Source organism: Actinomycetospora sp. (assembly GCF_055612215.1).
In genome coordinates this window covers 1-8,974 of record NZ_JBVPVA010000179.1, presented here as the reverse complement: position 1 = coordinate 8,974, position 8,974 = coordinate 1, and the positions used below count along the sequence as shown (strand labels likewise).

8 protein-coding genes are annotated in these 8,974 nt (G+C 73.6%); all 8 read right to left on the bottom strand.

Annotated features, from left to right (window positions below; translation table 11 throughout):
- Positions 1 to 26 precede the first annotated feature (26 nt).
- Positions 27 to 644 carry a hypothetical protein gene (locus AC0CYZ_RS05010; RefSeq protein WP_472212940.1) on the bottom strand — a complete coding sequence of 206 codons (618 nt, stop codon included), beginning with the start codon at positions 642 to 644 and terminating at the stop codon, positions 27 to 29.
- A gap of 44 nt (positions 645 to 688) precedes the next feature.
- A complete protein-coding gene (pdxS, locus tag AC0CYZ_RS05005; protein WP_472212938.1) occupies positions 689 to 1,591 on the bottom strand; it encodes a pyridoxal 5'-phosphate synthase lyase subunit PdxS in 903 nt (300 codons plus the stop codon).
- Positions 1,592 to 1,703: 112 nt separating this feature from the next.
- A complete protein-coding gene (locus tag AC0CYZ_RS05000) occupies positions 1,704 to 2,762 on the bottom strand; it encodes an NUDIX hydrolase (RefSeq protein ID WP_472212936.1) in 1,059 nt (352 codons plus the stop codon).
- A complete protein-coding gene (locus tag AC0CYZ_RS04995; protein WP_472212934.1) occupies positions 2,759 to 4,021 on the bottom strand; it encodes a glycosyltransferase family 4 protein in 1,263 nt (420 codons plus the stop codon). The genes AC0CYZ_RS05000 and AC0CYZ_RS04995 overlap by 4 nt, the downstream gene beginning before the upstream one ends.
- Positions 4,022 to 4,128: 107 nt before the next feature.
- Positions 4,129 to 5,604, bottom strand: a complete 1,476-nt coding sequence (locus tag AC0CYZ_RS04990) for a sugar porter family MFS transporter (RefSeq protein ID WP_472212932.1) — start codon at positions 5,602 to 5,604, stop codon at positions 4,129 to 4,131.
- A complete protein-coding gene (locus AC0CYZ_RS04985; RefSeq protein WP_472212930.1) occupies positions 5,601 to 6,635 on the bottom strand; it encodes an ROK family glucokinase in 1,035 nt (344 codons plus the stop codon). The genes AC0CYZ_RS04990 and AC0CYZ_RS04985 overlap by 4 nt, the downstream gene beginning before the upstream one ends.
- A 7-nt stretch (positions 6,636 to 6,642) precedes the next feature.
- The gene (locus AC0CYZ_RS04980; RefSeq protein ID WP_472212928.1) at positions 6,643 to 7,392 is read right to left on the bottom strand and encodes an HAD family hydrolase; all 750 of its coding nucleotides are present in this window, start codon (positions 7,390 to 7,392) and stop codon (positions 6,643 to 6,645) included.
- On the bottom strand, positions 7,389 to 8,974 hold a 1,586-nt coding region (locus tag AC0CYZ_RS04975), incomplete at its 5' end, for a glycosyl hydrolase family 65 domain-containing protein (protein WP_472212926.1). The genes AC0CYZ_RS04975 and AC0CYZ_RS04980, both read right to left, overlap by 4 nt.

Sequence of the window (8,974 nt, the reverse complement as noted above, 5' to 3'; positions counted from 1 at the left end):
CGGCCCTCGCCGGGCTCGGGCGGGGGTCAGGTGGCGGCGTTCGGGAAGCGCTGGTTGAACTCGGCGATGTGCTGGGACTTGCACATGTGCATCTGGAACGCGCCGTTGGCCTGCTGCAGGCACTGGTCCAGCGTCAGGCCGTCGCCGAAGTTGCCGGTGCCGAACAGCGTCGGCCAGACCACCACGACGCCCACGACGAGCCCGACCGCCCCGAGCGCGAGCCCACCCAGGGAGGCGGCCCCGTCGGTGGCGAGCCCCTTCCACGCGCGCCGGGCGCCCAGGTACCCCGCGGCCACCGCGAAGAGCCCGAGGACGACGCCGGCCCAGCCGGTCCAGCACGTCCCGGCCGCGAGCACACCCAGCACGAGCGCGGGGGCGCCCAGGCCGATGCGGCGCTCCGGGGCCTCCGGGGCCTCCGGGGCCTCGGAGCCCTCCGCGGGGCCGGCGTCGGGGGTGGCGCGGTCCCGGCGGGGCGTCCGCTGGGCGGGCGCCGGGCCGGAGGTGGGAGGCGGCCCCGGGGCGACCCGGGGCAGGACCTCGGTGTCGGCGTCGGCCGGGGCGGCGTCCCCCGGGTGGTGGGCTCCGCGCCCCGGACGCGGGACCACGCGGACGCGGCGCGCGCCGTCGCTCGTCTCCCCGGTCATCGTGGCGATCCTCCCAGCCCGGTCGTCAGTGCCCGGACGCCCCGTCACCAACCGCGGGACGCCAGCTTCTCGGACTCGGGCATGTCGGCCGTGGTGCGCCCGACCATGGCCTCGCCGAGGCCCGCCGACACCTTCGCGATGACGTCCGGGTCGTCGTGGAAGGTCGTGGCCTTGACGATGGCCTCGGCGCGGCGCGCCGGGTCGCCCGACTTGAAGATGCCGGAACCGACGAACACGCCCTCCGCGCCGAGCTGCATCATCATCGCGGCGTCGGCCGGGGTGGCGATCCCGCCCGCGGTGAACAGCACGACCGGCAGCCGGCCGGTGTCGGCGATCTCCTGCACGATCGGCAGCGGGGCCTGCAGGTCCTTCGCGGCGGCGTAGAGCTCCTGGGCGTCCATGCGGGACAGCCGGCGGATGTCGGCGCGGATGGCCCGCATGTGCCGCGTGGCCTCGACGACGTTGCCGGTGCCGGCCTCGCCCTTCGACCGGATCATCGCCGCGCCCTCGCCGATGCGGCGCAGCGCCTCGCCGAGGTTGGTGGCCCCGCAGACGAAGGGGACCGTGAAGGCCCACTTGTCGATGTGGTGCGCCTCGTCGGCCGGGGTGAGGACCTCGGACTCGTCGACGTAGTCCACGCCGAGCGACTGCAGGACCTGCGCCTCGACGAAGTGGCCGATGCGGGCCTTGGCCATCACCGGGATGGACACCGTGTCGACGATCCCGGAGACCATGTCGGGGTCGGACATGCGGGCGACGCCGCCGTCGGCGCGGATGTCGGCGGGGACCCGCTCGAGCGCCATCACGGCGACCGCGCCGGCGTCCTCGGCGATCCGCGCCTGCTCGGGCGTGACCACGTCCATGATCACGCCACCCTTGAGCATGTCCGCGAGTCCGCGCTTGACTCCTCGGGCTTCGGACGAGGTGGACGGGTCGGGGCGGGTCACAGCAGTGCCTCCATGAGCGAGGGGGCCTCCATCGACGGCGATGGCGGACGCCCCCGATGCTAGACGCGACCCCCGACACCGTCAGGCGCCCGGGACGCGGCCCACGTCACGGCTACTGGATCGGCACCGGTGGATCCACCGGGGACAGCGACCCCGGGTCGCCGAGCAGGTCCGCGAGCTGGCGCGGGTAGACGACGTCGACGGTCGCCGCGAGCTCGGTCCGCGTCCACCACCGGTGGCGGCGCACCGTCCGGCGCTCGAGCTCGGTGAACCCCGAGACGTCCACGACGGGGGCCGGGTCCACGCGGAGCACGAAGAACACCTCGCGCGCGGCGTAGGTGACGCCGTCGTGGTCGAACACGACGTCGCGGACCCACAGCGGGCCGTCGAGCTCGCCGATCCCGGGCTTGCCGGCCACGATCCCGGTCTCCTGCCAGAGCTCGCGCCAGGCGGCGTCGGCCGGGTCCTCGTCCGGCTCCACCCCGCCGCCGGGGGTGAACCAGAAGGCCTCGGAGGGCCGGTCGGGGTCCACGCCCTCGAAGAGCAGCACCCGGTCCTCCGGGTCGAGCACCACGACGCGGGCGGCGTCCCGCGCGACCGCGGCCTCCGGTGTCGGGCGGCCCACCTCGGCGCCCGCGGCGCCCTCCCCGGCCTCCGCGATCTCGAAGTAGCGCGGGTACGGCGCGGTCCCGGCCAGGTGCAGGACGCGGACCATGCGCCGGCCGCGCAGGGCCCGGGTGTCGCGGACGGCGTCGTTGTGGATACGTCGCGCGACCACGACGCGGGCGTCCGCGTCGGCGAGCTCGGCGGAGAGGTCCGGGGACAACAGCGCGGTGTCGAGCGCCGCGCGCCGGGCGAGGAGGTCGTTCTCCGCGGCCTCGCGGGCCTCCCCCCCGCCGGCGTCCTCGACGGCGCGCGCGGCGGCCCGCAGCGCGCGCCGCTCGGTCGGGGAGAGCGCCGACGACGGCGCGGTCGCCGCGACCGCCCGCACCACGGCCGCCCGGCGGTCCAGCGCCGTGACGAGCCCGTGGTGCGCCGCGTCGACCCGGACGTGGAGGCGGTCCAGTCGGCGCGCCCGCGCGATCATGAGCGCGGCGGTCGCGAGGAGCGCCACCACGACGAGCACGACGACGAGCACCACGAGCCAGCCGCCCGCGCCGAACAGGTTCACGACGACGACGGTAGGCGCCCGGTCGCCGGGTCCGCCGCTCCCGCGCGGCCCGCGGCGCCGACACGTCCGTCGCCGGAGCCGAGGTGCCCGTCCGCGTCGTCGACGTCCGGCGTGTCGCCGGCCCGCGCCGCGACCTGCCGGGGATCCGCGGCCACCGCCACCTCGTAGACCCGCAGGACCTGGGCGGCCACCGTCGACCAGTCGAACGCCGTGACGCGGGACCGCCCGGCGCGCGCGAGGGCCGCCCGGCGCGCGGGGTCGGCCAGCAGGGCGGCGAGGCCCGCCGACCACGCGCCGGCGTCGCCGGGTGGGAGGAGGACCCCGGCGACCGTCCCGGACTCGGGGTCCGTGAGCACCCGCCGGAACGCCTCGATGTCGCTCGCGACCACCGGCGTGCCGGCGGCCATCCCCTCGGCGAGCACGATCCCGAAGCTCTCGCCGCCGGTGTTGGGGGTAGCGAGCAGGTCCATCGCGCCGAGGGCGCGGGCCTTGGTGGCGTCGTCGACGGCGCCCAGGACCTCCACCCGGTCCGCGAGGGCGGCGGGGAGGCGGTGGCGCAGGTCGACCACGTCGCCGCGCCCCACGACGAGCAGCCGCAGGTCCTCGTGGGCCGCCAGCGGTTCGAGCGCCTCGAGCAGGGTGGCCATGCCCTTGCGCGGCTCGTCGAACCGGCCGAGGAACCCGATCGTCGTGGTGCCGGGAGGGCGCGGGAGGGGGTCGGCCGCGACGGAGGCGATGGCGGTGACATCGACCCCGTTCGGGATCTCGACCGCGTCACCCCCGAGGTGCTCGACGTAGACCTGCCGGGCCAGCGGCGAGACCGCGATCCGCGCGGTGACCCGCTCCAGCATCGGCCGCAGCCACGACGCGAAGACCGACATCGTCCGCGACCGCGGCGTCGAGGTGTGGAACGTGGCGACGACCGGCCCCTCGGCCAGGACGAGCGCGAGCATCGACAGGCTCGGGGCGGTCGGCTCGTGCAGGTGCAGCACGTCGAACCGGCCCGCGCGCAGCCAGCGGCGCACCCGGTGCATCGAGACGGGCCCGAACGTCAGGCGGGCGACCGAGCCGTTGTACGGGATCGAGACGGCGCGCCCGGCGCGCGTGACGAAGTCCGGGACCGGGGTGGACGGGCTGGCCGGCGCGAGCACGTCGACGTCGTGACCGAGCCCGACGAGCGCGCGGGCGAGGTCCAGGACGTGGCCCTGGACCCCGCCCGCGACGTCGAGCGAGTACGGACAGACGATTCCGACGCGCATGGGCACACCGTCCCACGCACGACGACGACCCCCTGGGTGCGCTCCCGCGCCCGTGAGCACTTCCGGGGGCCATGAACCCCGAAAGTGCTCACCAGGCCGGAGGCCACCTACGCGAACATCTCCTCCAGCTCCTTGCCCTTGGTCTCCTTCACGGCTCTGTAGACGAAGATGAAGGAGAGGAGCGCGAAGAAGGTGTACAGGCCGTACGCCAGCGTCAGCCCGACGTTGGCCAGCGACTGGAACGTCACGGTGATGAGGAAGTTCGCGATCCACTGCGCGGCGGCCGCGACGGCGAGGGCGGCGGCCCGCAGGTAGTTCGGGAACATCTCGCCGAGCAGCACCCAGACGACCGGGCCCCACGTGATGGCGAACGAGACCACGAACAGGTTCGCCGCGACGAGCGCGATCGGACCCCACGGACCGGGCAGCGCGACCGACTCCTTGCCGCTCTGGGTCACCGTCGGGACGGCCTGGGAGAACGCGATCGCCATGACGCCCAACGTGACCGTCATGCCGAGCGACCCGCCGAGGAGCATCGGCCGGCGTCCGACCCGGTCGACGATGAGGATCGCGACGATGGTCGAGAGCACGTTGATCAGACCGTTGATGACCGACGCGGTGAACGAGTCGGACTCGGAGAACCCGACGGCCTGCCACAGGGTCGTCGAGTAGTAGAAGATCACGTTGATGCCGACGAACTGCTGGAAGACCGACAGCAGGATGCCGACCCAGACGATCGGCTTGAGGCCGAGCTGCGGTCCGCGGAGGTCACGCAGCGACGGCTTGTCCTCCCGCAGCAGGGAGACCCGGATCTCCTCGACCTTGTGCTTCACCGACTCCGGCGAGCGGGCCCCCTCGACCGACTGCAGGACCTCCCCGGCCTTGTCCAGCTCGCCCTTGGCCACCAGGTACCGCGGGGACTCCGGGATGCGCAGGGCCAGCAGCGCGTAGATGACCGACGGGATGAGGCCGACGAGGAACATCCAGCGCCACGCCTCGAGCCCGAGCCAGAACGTGTTCGCGGCGCCGCCCGCGATCCCGGCGAACAGCGCGTCGGAGAGCAGCGCGATGAAGATGCCGAGCACGATGGCCATCTGCTGCAGCGAGGCGAGCCGGCCGCGGATGTGGGCGGGCGCGATCTCGGCGATGTACGCGGGCGCGATCACGGAGGCGATGCCGATGCCGACGCCGGCGAGGATGCGCCAGACGATCAGGTCCCAGACGGCGAACGCGAGGCCCGCCCCGATCGAGCTGATCGCGAACAGCGCCGCGGCGATGAGCATGACCCGCACGCGGCCGTAGCGGTCGGCCGCCGGCCCCGCGAACCACGCACCGACCGCCGAGCCGAGCAGCGCGCAGGCGACCGCGAAGCCGGACAGCAGCGGACTGTTCGTCAGGTTGAAGTTGCTGTTCAGGGCGTCGACGGCGCCGTTGATGACGCTGGAGTCGAACCCGAACAGGAACCCGCCGACGGCGGCGACGATCGAGACCAGGATCGCCTTCGTGCTCGTGGTCGGCTTCGCCCCGGAGCCTCCGGGCGACGCCGCCGGGTCCGACGACCCGGCTGGTGAATCAGTGGTCATGACGCCCTCCCGGGGACTGCGGTGTCGCTATGGGTACGTGCGAGGTCGGCGGCGCCGACCATCCCGGCCTCCCAGCCGAGCTCGGCCAGCCGGACCTCGGCGACGGGGCGGTGCCCGCGCCCGGTGAGGTTGGCCCGGAAGGTGTCCTCGACGCGGGAGCGCAGCACCTCCCCCGCCTCGGAGACGCCGCCGCCGATGACGAACAGCGAGGGGTCGAGCACGGCGGCCAGCTGCGCCAGCCCGAGCCCGATCCAACGGCCGATCTCGTCGAAGCAGTGCAGGGCTCCGACGTCGCCGCGTTGCGCGGCGGCGGTGACCATCTCGCCCGTGATCGCGTCCGGGACCCCGCCGGCGTCGGCGAGCAGCCCGGACGCGAACGCCGGCGAGTGGTGGGCGATCTCGCGGGCCTCGCTGACCAGCGCGCGCCCGGAGCCGTACTGCTCCCAGCACCCCTGCAGCCCGCACCCGCAGCGCCGGCCGTAGGGGACCATCGTGATGTGGCCGATCTCGCTGGCCACGCCGTAGCCGCCGCGCAGCAGCCGCCCGCCGACGACGAGCCCGCCGCCGACCCCGGTGCCGATCGTGATCGCGGCGAGGTCGTCGTGGTCGCGGCCCGCGCCGAAGCGCGACTCCGCCCACGCGACGGCGTTCGCGTCGTTCTCGACGATGACGGGCAGCCCCAGCTGCGCGGTCAGCGACGAGCGCAGGTCCTCGTCGCGCCAGGCGAGGTTGGGCGCGAACATCACCGTCGAGCGCGACGCGTCGACGAAGCCCGCGGCGCCGATCCCGACGCCGGCCACCCGGTGGGTCGTGGCGAGCTCGCGCACCGCGTCGGCGATGCCCGAGAGCACCCCGGCCGTATTCTGCGCCGGGGTCTCCCGCCGGGTGTGGGCCAGCAGCTTGCCGGTCCCGTCGACCACCCCGGCCGCGATCTTCGTGCCCCCGACGTCGACGCCGACGGTCAGGGCGTCGTCGGGGATCTCCTCGACCGTACCGATGGTCGAGGTCCGCTCCGCTGCGTCTCCTGCCATGGCACGCCTACTTGGTGGCGAGCCGGTGGGCGGTGAGGGCGTCGACGTCGATCGTGCCCATGTCGGTCACGACGATGTCCGCGCCCTCGGCCGCGAGGGCGTCGACGTCGTCGGCCCGCGAGACCCCCACGGCGCCGAACTCCCCGGCCTTCGCGGCCTGGATGCCGTTGGTCGCGTCCTCGCAGACGAACGCGTCGTGCGGGTCGACGCCGAGCTCCTTGGCCGCGGTCAGGAAGATCTCCGGGTTGGGCTTGCCCTCGGCGAAGTCGCGGCCGGACACGTCGACGTCGAAGGCCGCGTGCAGGTTCCCCGAGCCGCCGTAGTTCCCGAGGTCGACGCGTTCCAGGAAGAGCTTCGCGTTCTTCGAGGACGAGGCCGCCGCGACCGGGATGCCGGCCTTCTTGACCTCGACCAGGAAGCGCACCGCGTCGTCGTAGGCGGAGAACTTCCCGTCCTTGATCAGCCGGATGATCATCTCCTGCTTGTGCTCGCCGTACTCGGTGACCCGCCGGTCGATGTCCGGCACCCCGAAGTACTCCAGCGCCGCGGTCGCGCCCGCCTTGCGGGGCTTGCCCGACATCCGCTGCTGGTAGAGCTCGGCGGTGAAGCCCTCGGGGGTCCACGTCGTCTGCGGGCGGATGTCGGACCAGGGGCCCTCCATCAGTTCCTGCAGCGACTCCCGCCACGCCTGCTCGTGCGGGGAGTCGACGAGCACCCCGTCGACGTCGAAGATCGCGCCCTTGAAGCCGTCGCTCACTGCTCGCTCCTCCCGTTGTGCCCGATCAGCACGTGCTCGTCCCCGGTCGCCGGCGGCGCGGTGATGCCGGCGGTGTCGTCGGCCAGGCGCACCGAGGCCCGCTCCCCCGCGCCCATCTCGCGGACCTCGCCTCCGATGCCGATCTTCACCGGATGCGAGAAGCCCTCGGTGGCCACCTCGACGACCAGCTCGCCGTCGGTCACCGCGACGTGCAGCCCGGTGCCCTGGAAGACCATCGAGTAGCGCAGCCCGTCGAGGCGCGTGGTCAGCCGCGGCGCGAAGTGCAGCACCCCGTCGTGGACGCTGCACCCGACGTAGGCGCGCTGCAGGAGGTCGAGGGTCCCCGACATGACCCCCATGTGGATGCCCTCCTTGGTGGTGCCGCCCTGGACGTCGCCGACGTCGGACTCCAGGGCCACCAGGAACCGCTCCCACGAGCTCTCCGGGTCGATGCCGGCGAGGACCGCGGCGTGGGCCACCAGCGACAGCGTCGACCCGTGGGAGGTGCGGTGGTCGTAGTAGTCGATGGTGCGGCGCGCGAGGTCGGGGTCGCCCGCGACGTCGTCGTAGCCGAGGCGGCCGAGGATCTCGCGCAGCTCGTCGGCGGAGAACAGGAAGAACAGCATCACCGCGTCGGCCTGCTTGGCCACCTTGTAGCGGTCCGGGTCGTCCCCCTCGGCCTTGAGGATGCGGTCCATGCGCTGGATGTTGGTGTGCTTCTCGCGGTAGGCGTCCCAGTCCAGCTCCTCGAGGCTCTCGTAGCCCTCGAACTGGCTGATGACGCGGCTCCCGTCCGGGCTCGCGTGGGTCGGCACGTACATCAGCCGGGTCATCTCGTTCCAGCGCTCGATCTCGGCGTCGGTGATCCCGAGCCGGGTGCGCAGCGCCCGCCGCCGGCTGGCGGGCAGCATGGCGAGCACCCTCGGCGCCGTAGAGCAGATCCAGGCGACCATCACGTTGGTGTAGGCGTTGTTGCGCAGGCCGCCCTCGGTGGCGCCGGGGTAGCGCTCGTGGAACTCGTCCGGCCCCATCACGCCGTGGATCTCGTAGCGGCCGGTCTGCGGGTTGCGGTGGGCGATCGAGGCCCAGAACCGCGCGATCTCCAGCATCAGCTCGGCGCCGTAGTCGCGCAGGAACTCCAGGTCGTCGGTGGCCTGGTAGTACTGCCAGACGTTGTAGAAGATCGCGGCGTTGACGTGGCGCTGGTTGTGCGAGTGGTCGGGGTCCCACTGGCCCGAGAGCGGGTTGAGGTGGACGACCTGGGTCTCCTCGGTGCCGTCCGAGCCGGACTGCCACGGGAACATCGCCCCCGCGTAGCCCGCCTCCGCCGCGGCCGCCCGCGCCTCGGCGAGGCGGCGGTAGCGGTACATCAGCAGGCCGCGGGTGACCTCGGGCAGCCGGAAGTCGAGGAACGGGTACACGTAGAGCTCGTCCCAGAACACGTGGCCGCGGTAGGCCTCGCCGTTGAGCCCGCGGGCGGGGACGCCCGCGTCGTGGCGGGCGGTGTGGCGCGAGCAGACCTGCAGATGTGCGCGGTGTGGAAGCGCAGCAGCAGCTGCACGCGGGGCTCGGACGGCAGGTC

What these genes read in the sequence shown, in the direction of transcription:
- AC0CYZ_RS04995 (WP_472212934.1), bottom strand. Translation starts at nt 4,021, where the DNA reads ATGCGCGTCGGAATCGTCTGTCCGTACTCGCTCGACGTCGCGGGCGGG.
- AC0CYZ_RS05010 (WP_472212940.1), bottom strand. Translation starts at nt 644, where the DNA reads ATGACCGGGGAGACGAGCGACGGCGCGCGCCGCGTCCGCGTGGTCCCG.
- AC0CYZ_RS04990 (WP_472212932.1), bottom strand. Translation starts at nt 5,604, where the DNA reads ATGACCACTGATTCACCAGCCGGGTCGTCGGACCCGGCGGCGTCGCCC.
- AC0CYZ_RS04985 (WP_472212930.1), bottom strand. Translation starts at nt 6,635, where the DNA reads ATGGCAGGAGACGCAGCGGAGCGGACCTCGACCATCGGTACGGTCGAG.